Below are 20,043 nucleotides of genomic sequence, written 5' to 3'. Positions count from 1 at the left end.
CCCGAGGCCCTCGGGGTCCGTGCACGCCCCCTGCTTCGGGCTTCTCGGGGGCTCGCTTCCCAGCGGTTCGCGGCAGACATCGGCACCCGATGAAGAATCGTCACGATCCCCCATTTTCGACCGTGTCTCACCCGAATGCCCCAGCGCACCAGGGGCGCAATTCACCATTCATGTCCCCCTTCGAGGGAAGTGTTCACCCGTATGGATTAAAAGCGCTCAAGTGGTGCGAACCGGATGTTGCTCTACGCCTACGGTCACCGCGTGATGAGCAGCGGTCTGGAGCCACCCACGCAGAACAGCGGCGGACATCGGGCAGTATCCGGGGGACATCGACACAAGGCCCGCAGTGCACCGCGACCGGTCTCCGGGCGGGCCGCGGCGCGCTACGGGCCCTATCTCGACGGGCTGTTCACCTACTGCCTCTCCGCTCTCTGCGACCACGACGCGGCGACCGCGCTCGTCGCCGAGGTCCTCGCCACCGCCGAACGCCACCACTCCCGCTGCCCGGCACCCGGACCCGAACGCACGGCCTGGCTGTACGCACTGGCGCGATGGGCCTGTCTGCGGGGGCTGACCGAGCGCAGGAAAAACCGCCAGGGTGCGCACACCGGCCGTCCGGCCACACCCCAGGAACCTCATATGTCACAACAGACCGCCGAGCGACACCGGGCGGAACTGGCGCTGCTGGCCTGGCCCGAGGCGGCCGGCACCTCCCCCGAGCAGCGGGAAGCCCTGGAACTCGCCGTACGACACGGCCTCAGCACCCGCGAGGTTGCCGCGGTCCTCGGGCTCGACCCGCCGGGAGCACGCGAACTGCTCGCGGCTGCCGCCTGCGAAGTGGAGCGGACCCGGGCCGCGCTCGCCGTCGTCGACCGCGGCGACTGCCCCGCCATCGCCCGGCTCACCGGCGATCACCTGGTGCTGCTCTCGGCCGCACTGCGCACGGAACTCGTCCGCCACGTCGACGACTGCCCCCGCTGCCGCCGGGCGGCCGAGTGCGCGGACGCTCAGGGACCGTGGCCCGGTTCGACCACCCCGGCCGCCCTCCCGCTGGCCAGGGCACCGCGCGCCGACATCGATCGGGCGCTGTGCCGTCTGCCGCGTACCCGGTCGGCCGCGCTCCGCTTCGGTGCGGCCGGGTTTCCTCTGACCCCCAAGGACCACGCCGCCCGTCGGCAACGCCTGCGCGCCAGAGCGGTGACGACCACGGTCGTGGCAACGGTCGTGGCGGCACCCGTGCTCGCCCTGTGGGCTGCCTACCGGGGGGCGCCGCTGACGGGAGAGAGTCGGCCGGGAGGCACCTCGGTCAGTGCGGCGGAGTCCGAGGAGGACCGGGGCCTGACCGGCGCGCCCTACGACCGGTACGACCGGTACGAGGGCACGGGCCAGGCGGAAGCAGGTCCACGAGCCGCCCGGACGACCGGTCTGAACGAGCCCGACGTCTCGGTCGAGGTCATCAGCACCGGATCGCCCGAATCGCCCACCGCCTCCGGCAGCAGCGGGCCGGGTCGGCTCGCGGTCCGGGCCGCACAGGGAGCCGGCGGTACGGGGATCACGCTGCTCGCCACGGGCAGCGCACCGGTGCGGTGGTCGGTGGGGGTGTCGGCGCCCTGGCTGTCGGTGAGCCGTACGTCCGGTGTGCTGCGACCGGGGGAGTCGATCACCCTCACCGTCACCGTCGACCGCTCGCGCGAGCCCGTCGGGGCCTGGCGGGCTCGGGTCTCGGTGGCCCCTGCGGGTGCGACGGTGCTGATCGAGGGGCGCGGCTCTCCGGTGCGGCCGGAGCCGCCGGCCCACACGCCCACCCCGCCCGCGTCACCCTCGCCGCCGACTCCGTCACCGTCGCCCGAGACGCCTTCGCCCTCGCCGCCCTCCTCACCACCGCCCGAATCCCCGTCGCCCCCGTCCCCCGAGCCGTCGGCGCCGCCGTCGGGCGCCTAGGGCCCTGAGTCGGAGATCCGGTGGCAGTAGTGGGCCTGGACCGGGAGGTTCCTAGTCCGCGGGGTGCGGGGCCAGCAGGGGCAGTTGGCTGGAGAGCCGTGCCTCACACAACCCGGCCAGCACCTCGTACCCTTCCTTCCCCATCAGTTCAGTGAGCTCGGGTCGATACGTCACATAGACGGGCTCGCCCGCCCCGTGCGCCGAGGTTGCCGACGTGCACCACCAGTGCAGATCGTGGCCACCTGGACCCCAGCCCCGCCGGTCGTACTCGCCGATCGAGATCTGGAGCACCTTGGTGTCGTCCGGCCGCTCGATCCAGTCGTACGTGCGCCGCACCGGAAGCTGCCAGCAGACGTCCGGCTTGGTCTCCAGCGGCTCGCGGCCCTCCCGCAGCGCCAGGATGTGCAGCGAGCAGCCCGCGCCGCCCGCGAAACCGGGCCGGTTCTGGAAGATGCAGGATCCCTGCCAGCGCCGGGTCTGACGTGCGCCGCCCTCATCTGTTTCTTCTGTTTCGTCTGTGTCCTCAGTGTCATCAGGGGCGGCCTCGACCCAACCGGTCCTGGTGCCCACGTCGTGGAACTGCCAGATGTCCGGAGTGAGCCGCGCCACATGGCCCGCCACGCGCTTCTCGTCGTCCTCGTCGGAGAAGTGCGCGCCCAGGGTGCAACAGCCGTCGTCGGCGCGACCTGCCTCGATCCCCTGGCATCCGCTGCCGAAAATGCAGGTCCAGCGGGACGTCAGCCAGGTCAGATCGCAGCGGAAGACCTGTTCGTCGTCGGCGGGGTCGGGGAACTCCACCCAGGCGCGCGGGAAGTCCAGCCCCTTCTCGTCGCCCTGTGTCTTGTGTGAGAGCTGAGGATGGGCTTTGCCCTGCTTCGCCTTTTTCGTCTTTGCCACAGGCCAAGGGTATGTCCGAGACCGCAGTAGCGTTCGGTCCATGAGACTCGGAGTCCTCGACGTCGGTTCGAACACGGTGCATCTGCTGGTAGTGGACGCGCACCCCGGCGCCCGCCCCCTACCCGCCCACTCGCACAAGGAGGAGTTGCGACTGGCCGAACTCCTCGACGACAAGGGCGCCATCGGCCCCGAGGGCGTTCAGCATTTGATCAGTACGTTGCACAAGGCCGTCCAGGCCGCCGAAGACCAGGGGTGCGAGCAGGTGCTCAGCTTCGCGACCTCGGCCGTACGCGAAGCCACCAATGCCGATCAAGTGTTGTCCCAGGTCAGGGAGGCGACCGGGGTGCACCTTGAAGTGCTCACCGGGGCAGAGGAGGCGCGCCTGACCTTCCTCGCCGCACGCCGCTGGTTCGGCTGGTCCGCGGGCAAACTGCTCGTCATAGACATCGGCGGCGGATCGCTGGAGATCGCCTACGGCATCGACGAGGTCCCCGACGCCTCGGTGTCCCTGCCGCTCGGCGCCGGCCGACTCACCAAGGACCTGCCCGGAGACCCGCCCACGCCTGAGGACGTCCGCGCGCTGCGCCGCCACGTACGGACCGAGATCGCCCGTACGGTGGGCGAGTTCAGCCGCTTCGGCAAGCCCGATCACATCGTGGCGACCTCCAAGACCTTCAAGCAGTTGGCCAGGATCGCCGGTGCCGCCCGCGATGCCGAGGGCCTGTACGTCCAGCGCGAGCTGACCCGCAAGTCGCTCCAGGACTGGATGCCCAAACTGGCCGAGATGACGATCGACCAGCGCGCTGCGCTCCCGGGCGTGGCGGCGGGCAGGGCACGCCAACTGCTGGCCGGCGCACTCGTCGCCGAGGGCGCCATGGACCTGCTGGGCGCGGAAGTGCTGGAGATCTGTCCCTGGGCGCTGCGCGAGGGCGTGATCCTGCGCCGCCTCGACCACCTGCCCGTCGGCTAGCAACCGGGAACGGGGAGCCCACCGGCTCCCCCATGCGGAACCCCCGGCCGTACGGGCTCCGGCCCGGCGGCCCTCCGCCACCCCTTCGTACCGCCTCGCCGCACCCACGGTCTCGTACCCCGCCGCCCGGGACCTCGGCCCGACCGCTGCCTGCGCCGACGCCCCGCCCGCGCCCCGTACCCTGTCTGCGTGGTGGAACCAGTGGCGCGCACCCCGGGTGCGAGGGACGTGAAGGTCGTCCTGTCGACGGCCTCCGTCTATCCGGAGTCGACGGCGACGGCCTTCGAGATCGCCGCGCGCCTCGGGTACGACGGCGTCGAAGTGATGGTCTGGACGGATCCGGTCAGCCAGGACATCGAGGCCCTGCGCAGGCTCTCCGACTACCACCGGGTGCCCATCCACGCGGTGCACGCCCCCTGTCTGCTGATCACCCAGCGGGTCTGGTCCACCGACCCCTGGACCAAGCTCCAGCGGGCCCAGTCCGCCGCGGAGAAGCTGGGGGCGTCGACGGTCGTCGTCCATCCGCCCTTCCGCTGGCAGCGCCAGTACTCGCGGGACTTCGTCAGGGGCATCTGGCGGATGGCCGACGAGACGGACGTCCGCTTCGCCGTCGAGAACATGTACCCGTGGCGCTACCGGGACCGCGAGATGTTGGCCTACGCCCCCGAGTGGGACGTCACCAAGGACGACTACCGTCACTTCACGATCGATCTCTCGCACACCGCCACCTCCCGGGTGGACACGATGGCCATGGTCGACCGGATGGGCGATCGGCTGAGCCATGTCCACCTGGCCGACGGGAAGGGCTCTGCGAAGGACGAGCACCTGGTGCCCGGGCGGGGCGACCAGCCGTGCGCGGAGATGTTGGAGCGGCTGGTGCGGACCGCTTTCGACGGCCACGTGGTCATCGAGGTCAACACCCGCCGGGCGATGTCGGCTGCCGAACGCGAGGCCGACCTCGCCGAGGCCCTGGAGTTCACCCGACGCCATCTGGCCGCCGCCCATGCGCCGACGGACGTACGGGGGGTGCACCGCCCATGACGGACGCATCCACCCCGCGCCGCCGCGGGCGTCCGGCCCGCAGCGGGGCCCAGGAGGGCCCGGGAGCACGGGAGCGCATCCTCGGCGCCGCCCGTACGGAGTTCGCCGAGCGCGGCTACGACAAGACGACCATGCGCGGGATCGCCCGGGCCGCCGGTGTGGACGCGGCGCTGGTCCACCACTACTACGGCTCCAAGGACGACGTCTTCGTCGCTGCCATCGAGGTCTCCTTCGAGCCGGCGATGGCCGTGACGGAGATCCTGGGCCAGGGCACGGACGGCATCGGCGAGCGCCTGGCCCGCTACTTCATCGGCGTCTGGGAGAACCCCGTCTCACGGGGGCCCCTGCTCGTGGTCATCCGTTCCGCGCTCACCCACGAGACGGCGGCGAAGGTGCTCCGGGGCTTCGTGCTGCGGCGGCTGCTGGAGCGGATCGCGGCCGAGCTGGAGGTGCCGGATCCGAAGTTCCGGGCGGAACTGGCGGCCTCGCACATGATCGGGATCGCGATCCTGCGCTATGTGATCCAGGTCGAGCCCCTGGCGTCGGCCGATCCGGAAGAGATCGTTTCCCAGGTCGCGCCGACGCTCCAGCGCTATCTGACCGAGGTCTGAGCCCGACCGGTCCCGCAGGCAGCCCCCGGCCGCGTACCGTTGCATGGAGCCCATGAGCCCGCCGGTGCCGGTTCGGCCGTGCTGATGGGCCCAGCCCCGTCCCGTACGGCGGTCCTGGCGTTCGGAGCCGCAGACCGTCCGGAGCCGCGGACCGTCCGGAGCCGCAGACCGTCCGGAGCTGCGGAACTGCCCGATCCGTGAGCAGGCCGTCCCGCATTGCGGACATGGTGTCCAGATCTTGGTCCGTCGGCGTACGCTCGTGGGTGGCGACAAGTCTCTTACTACCGAGGAGCGAGCGACGATGCCCGAGCTGAGGTCCCGCACAGTTACCCACGGCCGCAATATGGCGGGTGCGCGCGCCCTGATGCGTGCCTCGGGCGTAGCCAGCGCGGACATCGGCAAGCCGATCATCGCCGTGGCCAACTCCTTCACCGAGTTCGTCCCGGGCCACACCCACCTCCAGCCGGTCGGCCGGATCGTGAGCGAGGCCATCAAGGCGGCGGGCGCCGTGCCGCGCGAGTTCAACACGATCGCGGTCGACGACGGCATCGCCATGGGCCACGGCGGGATGCTCTACTCCCTGCCCTCCCGCGATCTGATCGCCGACAGCGTGGAGTACATGGTCGAGGCGCACTGCGCCGACGCCCTGATCTGCATCTCCAACTGCGACAAGATCACCCCGGGGATGCTGAACGCCGCCCTGCGGCTCAACATCCCGACCGTCTTCGTCTCCGGCGGCCCGATGGAAGCCGGCCGGGCCACCCTCGTCGACGGAACCGTCCGCAAGCTCGACCTGATCAACGCCATCTCGGACGCGGTCAACGAGAACGTCTCGGACGAGGACATCCTCCGCATCGAGGAGAACGCCTGTCCGACCTGCGGCTCCTGTTCCGGCATGTTCACCGCCAACTCGATGAACTGCCTCACCGAAGCCATGGGACTCTCCCTGCCCGGCAACGGCTCGGTGCTCGCCACCCACACCGCACGCCGCGCGCTCTACGAGAACGCGGGCCGCACCGTCGTGGAGATCACCCGGCGGTACTACGAGCAGGACGACGCCACCGTCCTGCCCCGCAACATCGCCACGCGCGCTGCCTTCGACAACGCCATGGCGCTCGACATCGCCATGGGCGGCTCCACCAACACGATCCTGCACCTGCTGGCGGCGGCGCAGGAGGCCGAGTTGGACTATGACCTGGCCGACATCGACGCCGTCTCGCGCCGCGTCCCCTGTCTGGCCAAGGTCGCGCCGAACGTCGCCCCCCAGGACACGTACTACATGGAGGACGTCCACCGGGCCGGCGGCATCCCCGCGATCCTGGGCGAGCTTTACCGGGCGGGCCTCCTCAACGCGGACGTCCACACGGTCCACTCCCCGTCCATCAAGCAGTGGCTGGACACCTGGGACGTCCGGGGCGGCTCCCCGTCCGATGAGGCCGTCGAACTGTGGCACGCCGCACCCGGATGCGTGCGCTCCGCCGAGGCGTTCTCCCAGTCCGAGCGGTGGGACTCACTGGACACGGACGCGGCGCTCGGCTGCATCCGTGACGCCGAGCACGCCTACAGCAAGGACGGCGGGCTCGCGGTCCTCAAGGGCAATCTGGCCGTCGACGGCTGTGTGGTGAAGACCGCCGGTGTCGACGAGTCGATCTGGACCTTCGAAGGGCCCGCGGTCGTCTGCGAATCGCAGGACGAGGCCGTCGACAAGATCCTCCGCAAGGAGATCAAGGAGGGCGACGTGGTCGTCATCCGCTACGAGGGCCCCAAGGGCGGCCCCGGCATGCAGGAGATGCTCTACCCCACCTCGTTCCTCAAGGGGCGCGGGCTGGGCAAGGCCTGTGCCCTGGTGACGGACGGCCGCTTCTCGGGCGGCACCTCGGGCCTGTCCATCGGCCACGCCTCGCCGGAGGCCGCATCGGGCGGCACGATCGCGCTCGTCGAGGACGGCGACCGCATCCGGATCGACATCCCGAACCGTTCGATCGAGCTGCTGGTCTCCGATGAGGAACTGGCCACCCGCAAGACGGCGCTGGGCGGGGTGTACGCACCGAAGAACCGCGAGCGCAAGGTCTCCGCGGCGCTCAAGGCGTACGCGGCGATGGCGACGAGCGCGGACAAGGGCGCCGTGAGGGACGTCAGCAAGCTGTTGTGACGCCGCCGCCCACGGCCCCGGGTGGACTCGGGTCCGTAGGCGTCGCCGCACGATCGAGCCCGTCCGGCTGCCGAAGCCGGACGGGCTCGCTGCTTCCCGGGCCGGGCAACCGATGGCCGAGAGCTTGGCTCAACCGTCGGCCCGTGCAGTCGACACCGCGGACCGCGAGCGGCTGCTGGGGGAGCCCCCACGGACACCGCAAGTAACGGACACCGTGAGTACGGGCAGCAAGTAACGGACACCGCAAGTAACGGCCACCCCGAGGCTGTCTACCAGCGCCCGGGATCCTTCGCGTCCACGGCGAACACCGATCCGTTCGGGGCCGTCCCGAAGACCCGCCCCGGCGTCGCGATCGGCTCGTACAGCACCGAGGAGAAGGTGTAGCGCCCGTCGTTCATCCGTGGTTCGGTCTGCCCGATCAGCTTTCCGGCCACCGCGTCCACGGCGAGCAGCCGCCCGTCTCCCGCCGACACGTACACCCTGCGGGCGTCGGCAGCCGGGCGGGACAGATGGGTGACCGAGGTCTCCAGACGCCACAGCTGGGCGCCCGCGTCCATTCCGATCGCCAGCAACGCCCCTCCCGAGCCGCTCAGATGGACGACATCGCCGACCACCGTCGCTTGTGCCTGGTCGACCGGTACGTCGAGGGACACCCTGCGCACGCTCCGGGCGCCGGGCTCCGTGCCGAGCCGCACCACCGCGTCCGTGTAGTCGTCCGCGTTGGTGGAGAGCAGGTGCAGGGCGTCGTCCGCCGCCCACACGGGGGTCAGCGTTCCGGTGATCTGTTCCTGCCACAGTTGCTTGCCGTCGACCGGGTCGACGGCGATCACCGAGGTCGAAGCGCCGTCGCCGGAGGGGGTCGCCGCGAGGGCCGGCCCCTTCCCGCCGGGGGAGGAGATCCACTGCGTACCGACTCCGCCGTGGCGTTTCTCCCACAGCTGTGTGCCGGTCGCCGCGTCGAGGGCCCGTACCGTGCCGCCGGCGCCCACGAGCAGCACGGTGTCCCCGAGATGGCGCACGGCCGAGTAGGACGAGGTCCGCACGCTCCAGCGGAGTGCGCCCGATGCGGGATCCAGGGCCTCCAGCCGGCCCGCGTTCGGTGTCACCGCATGGACCAGACCGCCGGCGAAGACGGGTGCCTTGACCCGTCCGTCCTCGCCGTCGCCTGCATCGCTTCCGTCCGCCGCGGCCTTCGACCAGAGCGCTGTGCCCCGCTCCGGGTCCAACCGGGCCGCCTTGATGCCGGGCGCGGCGCAGTACAGGGCGGAGCCGTCCGAAGGCGCCGTGCACACCGGGGTCTTGTCCTCGCGGCCGGCCTCGCCGAGGGAGACGTCCCAACCTGCGAAGCCCCGGCTCACCGCCACCGAACCGGGTGACGCCGAGACCCGGACCTCGTCCAGGGAACGCACCGCCAGCGCACCGGTCGCCACCAGCGTCACGACCGCCGCACCCGCCACCCACCACCGCAGTCGGTGCCGCTTCGACACGATCCGCTGACCATCGGCCCCGGGGGCGTCCTCGCTCGGGTCGGGCGTCCGGGGCGCCGGTATGTATGCCTGGGTGTCACAGGAACTCGACGGGGTCGAACTCCGCAGCGCGACCATCACCTCATGGGGCGTGGGCCGTTCGTCCGGGTCCTTGGCCAGACACTGGTGCAGCAGCGGTACGAGGTCCTCCGGCACCCCCGTCAGATCCGGTTCGTCATGGACGACCTGATACGCGACGATGTACGGGCTGTCCGAATCGAAGGGGCCGCGCCCGGTCGCGGCATGGACCAGAACGGCCCCCAGCGCGAACACGTCGGCGGCCGGCCCGACTTCCCTCGGCCGCTGGAACTGCTCCGGGGCCATGAAGGGCGGAGTCCCGATCAGTTTCCCCGTCTCGGTGCGCAGATCGCTGTCGGAGGGGCGGGAAATACCGAAGTCGATCACCTTGGGGCCGTCGGACGCGAGCAGCACATTGCTCGGTTTGAGATCGCGGTGCACCACCCCCGCCCGATGGATGTCGCGGAGCGCTTCGGCGAGGCCGGCCCCGATCCGCCGTAGCTCCGTACTCTCCAACGGGCTCCGTTTGACGCGTTCGGCAAGGGTCGGTCCGTCGATGAACAAGGTGGCCATCCAGGGCCGCCCGGCCTGGGGGTCGGCATCCACGACGGAGGCGGTGAAGGCTCCGCTGACCCTGCGCGCCGCCGCGATCTCCTGCCGGAAGCGCGCTCTGAACTCGGGGTCGGACGCGTGCTCCCCGTGAATGACCTTGACCGCGAGACGGAGCCCGGAGGCGGAGGTGGCGAGATGCACCACGCCCATGCCGCCGGTTCCGAGGCATGACTCAAGACGGTATTGCCCGGCATATTCCGGATGTTCCGCTTCCGGAGACTGTCCGGTACTGCGCAGCGGTGGCATCTCCACCCCCGTGTCCTTGGAGCGCACGACTGGTCGGAGCCTAGTCGATGGTGCGTGCGACCCAGGGATGGCTTGTTGCCCTCCGCGGGGCGTACCGTACGGAAACGCCTATACAGCAACGGGGGAGTTTGCAATGGGACTTGAAGAAGTACGTCCGGAAACAGCTGGTACTGCCGAGGCGGGCGATGTCTCGCCCCGCAGTTCCACGCGCTACCCGGTCGCACCCGGCTACCGGGTGAACGTCCGCAGCGGGCCGGGGACACAGTACGAGATCGTCAGGGTGCTGCCCTACGGGGCGCGCGTGCCGATCAACTGCCAGAAGCCGGGTGAGTGGATCACCGGCCCCTACGGCACGACCAACATCTGGGACTGCATCGCCAACGGTCAGTTCATCTCCGACGCCTATGTGCAGACCGGCAGCGACGGATACGTGACGATCCGCTGCTCCTGACGCCGCTGGGTGCACCGATGCTGGCACGGGCCGAAACGACGGCCGTCCTGCCAGTTCTGCCAGTCCGGGCCTTCCTGGTCGGCATGGTCGGCTGGGGCGGGCGCTCAGGGCCTCGGTGATCGCGGTGATCGCGGTGACGGCTGAACCTGTTCGGACGCCCCGACTGCCTTGGCGCCGCCGCTCCAAGGCACTCGGGGCCGATCAGGTCGGCGAGCTGATCACGTCGTCGGCTCGATCAGGTCTTCCGTGCGCGATCGACGCCGGCTCGGGGGAGCCGCGGCCGACGCCCTGGACGTACGCCCCCGGCCCGTGTCCCCAGCGCCACGAGCCACACCGGGCGACGTTCGAAGGGTCCGTCCGTGCCCAGGGTGCCGCGCCTTGCGATAATCGGCCCGTGAGCGAGCAGAGCAGCACCACCAACACCACCGGTCCCGGGCAGAGCGCCGACGCGGAGACGGGCCCCCGGCCCGAACCCATCCGCTTCTTCGGCACCACCTGGGTGGACCGCGACGGCGGATACGGGCTGCGCCGGGCAGGGCTCGCCATCGGCTCCCTGACGGCCGCCGTCGCCGGCGCGCTGGTGCTGCGCTTCGCCTACCAGGGGCTGACGATCGCCGAGGTCGGGGGCTTCGTCAACGCGCTGGTCATCGTCATGCTCGCGGCGTGCAGCGCGATCGCCTTCCGCAAGACGTGGGAGGGGTTCACCCGCCGCCCGACCGGACCGATCGCGGCGCCCGACTCGCTGCGCAGCCTCAAGGCCGTCGGATTCATCGGTGTGCTCCTCGCCTACGCGGTGCGGGCGCTGGTGGAGGCGCCCGGCGAGTCACTGCACCGCCAGGAGTACGAGACCGCCCGCGCCCGGTACGACCGGCGCCGCAAGGCCCGCACCGGCAACCCAGCCGCCCGCAAGGGCAAGGCGGGACGTTCCGCCAGGGCGAAGCGCCGCTAGCCAGCACCGCGAAGCATCGAGAGAGCCGGCACCACGGAGCGTCGACAGGGCGGCATGACAGAACGGCAGCCACAACAGACCAGCCAGAACGGACGTGTCATGAGCGAACTCACCCCGCCCGCCCCGACGAGGGCACTCTCCTTCGACACCGCCGCCGCCCGCTACGAACGCGTGCGCCCCCACTATCCACCCGCGCTCTTCGACTCCATCGAGGAGATCACCGGCCGTCCGCTCACGGACGTGCGCACCATCGACGTGGGAGCCGGCACCGGCATAGCCACCCGGCTGCTGAAGGCCAGGGGAGCACGGGTCACCGCCGTGGAACCGGGCCCCGGGATGGCCGCACAGTTTCGCCGTACGCTCCCCGACACCCCACTTGTCCGCGGGACCGGCGACGCCCTTCCGCTGGCGGACGGCTGCGCCGATCTGATCACCTACGCCCAGTCGTGGCACTGGACGGATCCGGCGCGCTCCCTGCCCGAGGCGCTGCGCGTGCTGCGGCCCGGTGGGGCGCTCGCGCTCTGGTGGAACGTCGCCGACCTCTCGGTGCCCTGGATCGCCGCACAGGCCGAGCGACTGCGCAGCGAGCTCCACGACGGTCCCTACGGCGCCGACGACGGCTCGCGCCGGCTGCCCACCGAGCTGGCCACGGAACATCGGACGGTCGCCTGGACCAGGGAGATCCCCCTGGAAACCCATCTGGACACGCTCTCCAGCCGTTCCGTCCTCCTCGTCCTGAGACCGGATGAAGCAGCCCGCTTCCTCGACCGCGAACGGGCCGAACTGCTCAAGGCGTTCCCCGATGGAGTGCTGACCGAGGAATACGAGGTCCAGCTGACCATCGCGTTCCGTCCGGGTGGGTCGTCACACGCGTAGGACCCGCCGCAGCCGAAGGCGCCGAGGGGAAGGGCAGGGGGAACGATGGCCGCACTGGCCGAGTTCGAGGAACAGCGCGGACGTCTGTGGGGCATCGCCTACCGCATGACCGGTTCCGTCGCGGACGCCGATGACGCCGTACAGGACGCCTGGTTGCGCTGGTCGAGGCTGCCCGACGGCGCTGCGGACGACCCCCGCGCCTATCTGACGACCGTGATCAGCCGCATCTGCTACGACCGGTTGACCTCGGCCCGCGTCCGCCGCGAGCAGTACATCGGCCCCTGGCTTCCCGAACCCCTGGTCACCCAGGAGGGCCCCGAGGAGCGGGCCGCCCTCGACGAGTCGGTGAGCGTCGCGCTCCTGACCGTGCTGGAACGCCTCAGCCCCACCGAGCGCACCGCACTGATCCTCCACGACGTCTTCGCGGTGCCCTTCGCCGAGATCGCCGAGGTCGTGGGCCGCACCCCCGACTCCGTACGCCAGGCGGCCTCCCGGGCCCGTCGCCGGGTCCGTGCCGAGGCCCCGCGCCGTCCGGTGGAGCGCGGGGAACACCGCAAGGTCGTCGAAGCCTTCAGCGCCGCCGTGATGGCGGGGGACTTCGAGGGGCTCCTGAAGGTCCTCGACCCCGATGTCATCTGGCGATCGGACGGAGGCGGCAAGGTCATCGCCGCCCGACTGCCGGTGCTCGGCGCCGAGAAGGTGGCGCGTTTCGCCCACCATCTGCTGCGCGACTTCCACCCGGACCGGATGTGGATGGCCATGCGGGAGGTCAACGGCGCACCGGGAGTGCTCGTCGCCGACGACGCCACCGGCTTCGCGGCCGTCTTCGCCTTCACCGTGGACCAGGGGCGCATCCGCGAGGTCAACGCCGTGCTCAACCCGGACAAGCTCTCCCACCTCGATCTTCAGGCGCTGCGCTGATCTGTGACCGGCGTCATGTCACAGATCAGGGGCCTGCCTCGTCCCCCCTGCATGACGAAGAAGAGCGACAAACAGCAGATCATCGTTCTCGGCGCCGGCTACGGCGGGCTGCTGGCGGCCCTACGGCTGGCACCGCACGCACGTGTCACCCTCGTCGACCCGAGCGACCACTTCGCGGAACGGGTGCGGCAGCACGAGCTCGTCGCCCGACCGGCCAGGACCGGCCGCCCGCTGGCCTCGCTCCTGCGCGGCACCGGCGTGCGCCACGTGGCCCGGCGAGTCGCTGCCCTCGATCCGCTCGCACGGCAGATCGTCACGGACGACGGACAACGCCTCGACTACGACCGTCTGGTGTACGCCCTCGGTAGCCGGACGGCCGTTCCGCAACCGGCCCACCCCGCGCCGGCCGTGCCCCGACACCCTGCCGCCCCGCCGGTCGGTGAACGCCCCGCACCACTGGAAACCGCGGAGCCCTCGCCCGTGTCCGAACCGTCGGCCGCACGGGTCTTCACCGCGGAGACGGCCGCCGCCCTGCGCACCCTGACCCATGAGCGCACCGGCGCCCTGACCGTCGTCGGAGGCGGACTGACCGGTATCGAACTGGCCGCGGAACTGGCCGAGTCCCGCCCGGAGTGGGACGTACGCCTGCTGACCGCGGGTGAACTCGCGGCAGGCCATTCGCTCCGGGGTCGAAACCACGTCCGCGGGGCGTTGACGGCGCTGGGCGTCCGCATCGAGGAGGGGCGCACGGTGACCGACCCCTCGGACGTGGACGCCGACGCCGTCGTCTGGGCGGCGGCCATGGTCCCCAACACGGCCGTGGCCGCGGACGCAGGCCTCGCACTCGACGCGGCCACCGGTCGCGTCGAGGTTGACGCCTCGCTCCGCTCGATCAGCCATCCGGAGATCTACGCGGTCGGCGACGCCGCAGCCGCCCGCTCGTCACGAGCGGGCTCGCTGCGCATGGGGTGCGCTGCGGCACTGCCCACCGGTTCCCACGCGGCGACCGCGATCATCGCCGAACTCCGAAACCGCGAACCCGAGCGGCTGGACTTCGGTTACCTGCTCCAGTGCGTGAGCTTGGGCCGCCATGACGGCCTGGTCCAATTCGTCGATCACGACGACAGCCCCCGGGACCGCGTCCTCACCGGTCGTCCGGCTGCTTGGACCAAGGAACGCATCGTGCGCTCCACAGTTCAGGTCATGGGCTTGGCGCGTCGCGTCCCGGACGCCGTCGGACGGCTCCCCGGGTTCTGAGCAGCAGCCCGATTCCGCCCGCCGCTGCCTTCGGCCCCGCGGTGCCGCACCCCCGTACGTCTGCGGCCCGCGGTGATCGCTCCCGTCCGTCTCCCAGGGCGGCCTTCGTCCCCAGCCGAGCGCGCCGACGGGGTCAAGCACTCCCGGCCCGGCCCTGCTCGTCACCGCGGGGCCGGACCAACCCACCGACAGCGCGCGCCGGCCCCTGACGGAGCCGACCCCGAGGCCCGGTGCACTCGCCCTGACGAGGATGCTCAGCCCTGACGAGGCCGCTCAGCCCTTGCGGGGAGCGAAACGCCCGGACAATCCCACGAAGACCCAGACCAGCACACCCATCCACAGTGCGTCTTCCACACCGCCTATGAAGCTCTGGCCGGTCAACGTCTGGTTCACCACGACATCGGCCAGCGCCATCAGCGCACCGGGCACCACGGCGACTCGCCAGGGGTGCTCACGGGCCCAGCGCCGTATCCGTCGATCGCTACGGGAATCGCCGTCGGCCACCGCGGGCAGCCCTCCACCGGCGGTGAACCCGGATGAGGACGCCTCACCGCCACCGATCACCGCTCCGGCTCCGCCCACGATGAAGAAGAGCATCAGCGCGAACGACAGCGCTCCGGCGAGCAGTTCCAGACCGACGCCTCCCAGAGCGCCGAGCCCGAAGGCGACGACGCCTCCCGCGGCACCGGTCAATGCGGCGGTTCGCCAGGGGCCGAGCGTCGTCGCCGCCACCGCCAGTTGGCGCCGCTCGGCCTTGGAGATCTGGCCGTGCTGATTCATGTGTCCGCTCATACCTCCAGCCTTCTCCGCGCGCCCCCGGAAACGCCATGGGGGATTTCCCTGACGCGCCCCCCATCTCTTGACGGGTCACCGCCCCGACCGCATTATTCATCACATGATGAATTCCTCTGATGTGGCCGTCCTGGCCCGCGGTCTCACCGTCGTACGAGGAGACCGCACCGTCCTGCGAGGCATCGACTTCACCGTCCCGCCCGGCCGCATCACCGGGCTCCTCGGCCCCTCCGGCTGCGGAAAGTCCACCCTGATGCGTGCCGTCGCAGGCACCCAGGCGAAGGTCAGCGGCACCCTCGACATCCTCGGCAGCCCGGCCGGCCACCCCGCTCTCCGCTCCCGCATCGGCTATGTCACCCAGGCGCCCTCCGTCTACGACGATCTGACGGTCCGACAGAATCTGGACTACTTCGCCGCCGTCCTCCATCCCGGCCGACAGCACCGAAAGCTCCGGCAGGACCACGTCACCCGCTCCATCGCCGACGTGGACCTCACCTCCCACACGGACGTACTCGCGGGACGCCTCTCCGGCGGCCAGCGCAGCCGGGTCTCCCTCGCCGTCGCCCTCCTGGGCACACCTGAACTGCTCGTCCTCGACGAACCCACCGTGGGTCTCGACCCCGTACTCCGCCGAGACCTCTGGGCCCTCTTCCACCGTCTCGCGGCCGAACGCGGCACCACGATCCTCGTCTCCTCCCATGTGATGGACGAAGCCGAGCGCTGTCACCGGCTCCTGCTGATGAGGGAAGGCGAGATCCTCGCCGAGGACAGTCCCGCCGACCTCCGTCTGCGCACCGGTTCCGAAACGGTTGAGGCCGCCTTCCTCCACCTGGTCGACACGGCCGCCAACCGCCCCGAACCGTCGCCCCGCCCCGAACAGCCCACCCACGCTGAACCGTCGACCCGAACCGGTCAGGAGAACGCACGATGAGCATCTCCCGCACCCTCGCCACCACCGCCCGCGTGCTGCGCCAACTGCGCCACGACCGACGATCCATCGCCCTGATGCTCCTCGTCCCCTGCGTGATGCTGTTCCTCCTGCGCTACGTCTTCGACGCCAGCCCCCGCACCTTCGACTCCATCGGCGCCGCGCTCCTCGGCATCTTTCCGCTGATCACGATGTTCCTGGTGACCTCCATCGCCACCCTGCGCGAACGCACCTCAGGCACCCTGGAACGGCTGCTCGCCCTACCACTGGGCAAGGGTGATCTCATCACCGGCTACGCCCTGGCCTTCGGGGTCATCGCCGTCGCCCAGTCCCTGCTGGCCACCGGGCTCGCGCTCTGGGCCCTCGGTCTCGACGTCGTCGGCTCCCCCTGGCTCCTGCTGCTCGTCGCGCTGCTCGACGCCCTGCTGGGCACGGCCCTCGGCCTCTTCGTCTCCGCATTCGCGGCGTCCGAGTTCCAGGCGGTCCAGTTCATGCCGGCGGTGATCTTTCCCCAACTCCTCCTCTGCGGTCTGTTCACCCCCCGCGAGAACATGCAACCCGTCCTGGAGGGCATCTCCAACGCGCTGCCCATGTCGTACGCCGTCGACGCCATGACCGAAGTCCTCCGCCACCCCGACCCCACCGGAGCATTCGTCCGGGACGTGCTCGTGGTCGCCGGCTGTGCGGTCCTCGTTCTCGCTCTCGGCGCCGCCACCCTGCGCCGCCGTACGGCCTGACCGCCCGCACGACAACTCCACCCACGACACCACCCGCCCCACCGCCCCATCAGCCCACGGACACGGTGCTGCCGGACGCGAGCAGCTTCGCGAGAGCGGCACGCCCCCGGGACAACCGGGCCTTGACCGTCCCCGTCGGCGAACCCGTCTCCTGTGCGACCTGCTCCACGGTCAGATCGCAGAGGTGGTGCAACACCACGGCCCTGCGCTGAGCCTCCGGTAACTGTCGTAGGGCCTGGACGATCATCAGATGTTCCAGCCCCGGCTCCAGCACCCGTTCCGACGTGCCCTGGCGACAGACCAGTTCACGCCATCTCCGAGCCCTACGCCAACGGCTCACCGCCAGCCGAACCGCCACCGTTCTGACCCATGCCTCGGGAGCCCTTTCCGCCAGGACCGATGTACGACGACACCAGGCCCGCACGAACGCCTCCTGAACCACGTCCTGCGCCTCACCGTGATCACCCGTCAACGCGGTCAGCTGGCCCACCAGGCTGGGGAACGCACTCGCGTACAAGGCTTGGAACTCGTCCTCCGTCACGCGCCGTAGGAGCCTCCCTCGGGTCGTCAGGTTCCACAGAAGCCGTCAATGTCATCAGTCGTACCGCCCTGTGGACGTCACGGCACCACCGCAGCGCCAGTGCGAGGATGAGCCACACAGACCCCCATCGGCGAGGTGAGCACAGCCATGACCCAGACAGTCGCAGTCCTCGGCACCGGCAAGATCGGCGAGGCCCTGCTGAGCGGGATGATCCGAGCTGGGTGGCGGCCTTCCGACCTTCTGGTCACCACCCGTCGCTCCGATCGCGCCGCGGAACTCCACACTCGCTACGGGGTCGAACCCGTCACCAATGCAGAGGCCGCCAAGCGCGCCGACACCCTCATCCTGGCCGTCAAGCCCCAGGACATGGGCAAGCTCCTCGACGAACTCGCCCCGCACCTCACCACCGACCGTCTGACCATCAGCGCGGCTGCGGGAATCCCCACCTCCTTTATCGAGGAGCGCCTGTCACCCGGCGCCCCCGTCGTCCGTGTCATGCCCAACACCCCGGTCCTCGTGGACGAGGGCATGTCCGTGATCTCAGCCGGTAGCCATGCCACCCCCGACCACCTCGCGCACACCGAAGCGATCTTCGGCGGTGTCGGCAAGACCCTGCGGGTCCCCGAATCCCAGCAGGACGCAGCCACCGCCCTGTCGGGCTCGGGGCCCGCGTACTTCTACTTCTTGGTCGAGGCCATGACCGACGCGGGCATCCTCCTCGGCCTGCCCCGCTCGCAGGCCCACGACCTGATCGTCCAGGCCGCCATCGGCGCAGCGGTCATGCTCCGCGACAGCGGCGAGCACCCCGTGAAGCTCCGCGAAGCCGTCACCTCCCCCGCAGGCACCACCATCAGTGCCATCCGCGAACTGGAGAACCACGGTGTACGCGCCGCACTCATCGCCGCTCTGGAAGCCGCCCGCGACCGAAGCCGCGAACTGGCCTCCGGCAACGGCTGACCATGCGCCCCACCGCCGCGACGTCTCGGCGGTGGGCTACACGGACCGAGGTCCACGGTCAAAGCTCCGTGGACCTGCTGCTAGCCGGGTAGCAGCCCCATCGCCACATGGGCGGCATCGACCCTCGGCCGGGCCATGCCCCTGGCCCTCTCTGCGCCTCGCTTCAACACTTCATCGACATGCCCCCCGTCTGCCGCCAGCTCGGCGTGGCGCTCCCGCACCGGCCTCAGTAGCTCCACCACGGCGTCGGCCGCATCCCGTTTCAACGACCCGTACGACTCATATACACCGGCCAAGTCCTTTGGGTTCCCTTCCGAACAGGCGGCGAGGATTTCCAGCAGATTGGCGATCCCGGGGCTCTGCTCCCGGTCGTACGTCACCTCGCGCCCGCTGTCCGTGACGGCCCGCATGATCTTCTTGTGCACGGTGTCCGCATCGTCGAGCAGATAGACGATGCCGGCGGTCGAAGCGTGCGACTTCCCCATCTTCGACAGCGGGTCCTGGAGGTCCATGACCCGGGCGGCAACCGACGGATGGGTCGCCCTCGGCACCGTGAAGGTGTGTCCGTACCGCTGGTTGAACCGCACGGCCAGATCCCGACTGAGCTCCACGTGCTGCGTCTGGTCCTCACCCACCGGCACTTCGTCGGTGCCGTAGGCGAGGATGTCCGCCGCCATCAGCACCGGATAGGTCAGTAGGGACAACCGGACACTCTCCCCGGCAGCCCGGGCCCGTGCCCCCTTCTCCTTGTACTGGATCATGCGCCGCAGTTCGCCGTCGGTGGCCGTGCACTCCAGGAGATAGGAGAGCCGGGCGTGCTCTGCCACGTGACTCTGGACGAACACGGTGCACCGCTCGGGATCGAGGCCGGCGGCCAGCATGAGGGTCGCCGCCTGACGACTCAGTCTGCGCACCCGCCCGGGGTCGTGGTCCACGGTCAGTGCATGTAGATCGACCACGCTGAACAGGGCGTCCGACTGGTGCTGGTCGACTTCCACCCAGCGGCGCAACGCTCCGAGATAGTTGCCCAACGTCATGTGTCCCGTGGGCTTGATGCCACTGAAGATCCGCTTGGTCATCGTTCTCCCGTCCTCTTGGAATCCCGTTGGAGCCGCAGCGTTGGCGGCCGGGCTCCCGGAGCGGGGAACGAAAAACGGCCGCCGAGGCGGCGGCCGATGAGTACGCGCGTAGGTGCCGGCCGCCGTCAGGCGGCCCGCCACTGAAGGAAGCAGCTACGCGATGTCATGCGTGGAGACTACGGGAGCGACACCCAGGTTGACAGTGGATACGCGAGGTCCGTAGTGTTCTCCGAGTTGCCCGACGTGAGCGCCGACTTCGGTTGGTCCCCGGGTAGCCATTCCGCAAGACCACACCAGAAGCAAACGACTACTCCTAGTCGTCCGCTTTTCGGCGTGCAATTACGGAATGAGGAATCCGCGCTCGAAGGAGCGCCACCCGATTTGGTTCGGGCCGCTGGATTCCGCTAAAGTCTCACTCGTCGGAACGGCCGAAGGGCCGGAAAGATAATCCCGATTTCGACCGGGAATCAGGCCCGAAAGGATCTGATAGAGTCGGAAACGCAAGACCGGAGGGAAAAGCCCGGAGAGTCCTGAGAGGGAT

The 20,043-nt window shown here is 70.2% G+C and carries 17 protein-coding genes and 1 pseudogene; 13 read left to right on the top strand and 5 right to left on the bottom strand.

Annotated elements, in window-relative coordinates; all coding sequences use genetic code 11:
- Positions 1-234: 234 nt before the first annotated feature.
- Positions 235-1,941 carry a hypothetical protein gene (locus ABZ348_RS18025; RefSeq protein ID WP_358934082.1) on the top strand — a complete coding sequence of 569 codons (1,707 nt, stop codon included), beginning with the start codon at positions 235-237 and terminating at the stop codon, positions 1,939-1,941.
- A 51-nt stretch (positions 1,942-1,992) separates the two neighbouring features.
- Here ABZ348_RS18025 and ABZ348_RS18020 read toward each other — a convergent pair.
- Positions 1,993-2,775, bottom strand: a pseudogene (locus ABZ348_RS18020) (hypothetical protein); the annotation flags it as partial.
- Positions 2,776-2,878: 103 nt separating this feature from the next.
- Between ABZ348_RS18020 and ABZ348_RS18015 the strand changes: the two are divergent.
- From ABZ348_RS18015 to ilvD, 4 genes are all read left to right on the top strand, one after another.
- Complete coding sequence (locus tag ABZ348_RS18015; RefSeq protein ID WP_358934080.1) at positions 2,879-3,808, top strand: Ppx/GppA phosphatase family protein; 930 nt, start codon at positions 2,879-2,881, stop codon at positions 3,806-3,808.
- A 189-nt stretch (positions 3,809-3,997) separates the two neighbouring features.
- On the top strand, positions 3,998-4,849 hold the full coding sequence (locus ABZ348_RS18010; protein ID WP_358934078.1) for a sugar phosphate isomerase/epimerase: 852 nt from the start codon (positions 3,998-4,000) through the stop codon (positions 4,847-4,849).
- Positions 4,846-5,460: a TetR family transcriptional regulator gene (locus ABZ348_RS18005; protein ID WP_358934076.1), complete on the top strand. Its 615-nt coding sequence runs from the start codon at positions 4,846-4,848 to the stop codon at positions 5,458-5,460. The genes ABZ348_RS18010 and ABZ348_RS18005 overlap by 4 nt, the downstream gene beginning before the upstream one ends.
- 301 nt (positions 5,461-5,761) lie before the next feature.
- A complete protein-coding gene (gene ilvD / locus ABZ348_RS18000; RefSeq protein ID WP_358934074.1) occupies positions 5,762-7,612 on the top strand; it encodes a dihydroxy-acid dehydratase in 1,851 nt (616 codons plus the stop codon).
- A 269-nt stretch (positions 7,613-7,881) separates the two neighbouring features.
- Here the strand turns inward: ilvD and ABZ348_RS17995 are convergent, their stop codons facing one another.
- The gene (locus ABZ348_RS17995) at positions 7,882-10,014 is read right to left on the bottom strand and encodes a serine/threonine-protein kinase (protein WP_358934297.1); all 2,133 of its coding nucleotides are present in this window, start codon (positions 10,012-10,014) and stop codon (positions 7,882-7,884) included.
- Positions 10,015-10,147: 133 nt separating this feature from the next.
- On the opposite strand from ABZ348_RS17995, the gene ABZ348_RS17990 reads away from it, so the two are divergent.
- The 5 genes from ABZ348_RS17990 to ABZ348_RS17970 all read left to right on the top strand — a co-directional run bounded on the left by ABZ348_RS17990 (position 10,148) and on the right by ABZ348_RS17970 (position 14,468).
- Positions 10,148-10,465 carry an SH3 domain-containing protein gene (locus tag ABZ348_RS17990; protein WP_358934072.1) on the top strand — a complete coding sequence of 106 codons (318 nt, stop codon included), beginning with the start codon at positions 10,148-10,150 and terminating at the stop codon, positions 10,463-10,465.
- Between the two features lie 475 nt (positions 10,466-10,940).
- Entirely contained in the window at positions 10,941-11,414 is a 474-nt protein-coding gene (locus ABZ348_RS17985; protein WP_358934295.1) for a hypothetical protein, read from the top strand.
- Positions 11,415-11,513: 99 nt separating this feature from the next.
- Positions 11,514-12,290 (top strand): class I SAM-dependent methyltransferase, encoded by a 777-nt coding sequence (locus tag ABZ348_RS17980; protein WP_358934070.1) that lies wholly within the window; start codon positions 11,514-11,516, stop codon positions 12,288-12,290.
- A gap of 45 nt (positions 12,291-12,335) precedes the next feature.
- Positions 12,336-13,211 carry an RNA polymerase sigma factor SigJ gene (gene sigJ, locus ABZ348_RS17975; protein WP_358934068.1) on the top strand — a complete coding sequence of 292 codons (876 nt, stop codon included), beginning with the start codon at positions 12,336-12,338 and terminating at the stop codon, positions 13,209-13,211.
- A gap of 51 nt (positions 13,212-13,262) precedes the next feature.
- On the top strand, positions 13,263-14,468 hold the full coding sequence (locus ABZ348_RS17970) for an FAD-dependent oxidoreductase (RefSeq protein WP_358934066.1): 1,206 nt from the start codon (positions 13,263-13,265) through the stop codon (positions 14,466-14,468).
- A gap of 273 nt (positions 14,469-14,741) precedes the next feature.
- Here ABZ348_RS17970 and ABZ348_RS17965 read toward each other — a convergent pair whose 3' ends face one another.
- On the bottom strand, positions 14,742-15,260 hold the full coding sequence (locus ABZ348_RS17965; RefSeq protein WP_358934065.1) for a hypothetical protein: 519 nt from the start codon (positions 15,258-15,260) through the stop codon (positions 14,742-14,744).
- 103 nt (positions 15,261-15,363) lie between these two features.
- Here ABZ348_RS17965 and ABZ348_RS17960 point away from each other — a divergent pair, with 103 nt between their 5' ends.
- Entirely contained in the window at positions 15,364-16,191 is an 828-nt protein-coding gene (locus tag ABZ348_RS17960) for an ABC transporter ATP-binding protein (protein WP_358934063.1), read from the top strand.
- Complete coding sequence (locus ABZ348_RS17955) at positions 16,188-16,925, top strand: ABC transporter permease (RefSeq protein WP_358934061.1); 738 nt, start codon at positions 16,188-16,190, stop codon at positions 16,923-16,925. The genes ABZ348_RS17960 and ABZ348_RS17955 overlap by 4 nt, the downstream gene beginning before the upstream one ends.
- Positions 16,926-16,974: 49 nt before the next feature.
- On the opposite strand, the gene ABZ348_RS17950 is transcribed toward ABZ348_RS17955, so the two are convergent.
- Positions 16,975-17,466: a SigE family RNA polymerase sigma factor gene (locus ABZ348_RS17950; protein ID WP_358934059.1), complete on the bottom strand. Its 492-nt coding sequence runs from the start codon at positions 17,464-17,466 to the stop codon at positions 16,975-16,977.
- Positions 17,467-17,613: 147 nt separating this feature from the next.
- Between ABZ348_RS17950 and proC the strand changes: the two genes are divergently transcribed.
- On the top strand, positions 17,614-18,423 hold the full coding sequence (gene proC / locus ABZ348_RS17945; RefSeq protein WP_358934057.1) for a pyrroline-5-carboxylate reductase: 810 nt from the start codon (positions 17,614-17,616) through the stop codon (positions 18,421-18,423).
- A gap of 80 nt (positions 18,424-18,503) precedes the next feature.
- On the opposite strand, the gene trpS is transcribed toward proC, so the two are convergent.
- Positions 18,504-19,502 carry a tryptophan--tRNA ligase gene (gene trpS / locus ABZ348_RS17940; protein WP_358934055.1) on the bottom strand — a complete coding sequence of 333 codons (999 nt, stop codon included), beginning with the start codon at positions 19,500-19,502 and terminating at the stop codon, positions 18,504-18,506.
- Between the last annotated feature and the right edge of the window lie 541 nt (positions 19,503-20,043).

Origin of the sequence: Streptomyces sp. NPDC005963 (assembly GCF_040638655.1) — a bacterium.
In the GTDB taxonomy this organism is placed as follows: Bacteria; Actinomycetota; Actinomycetes; order Streptomycetales; family Streptomycetaceae; genus Streptomyces.
Note: the sequence above shows the minus strand (reverse complement) of the source record. Positions and strands in the feature narration are given on the sequence as shown.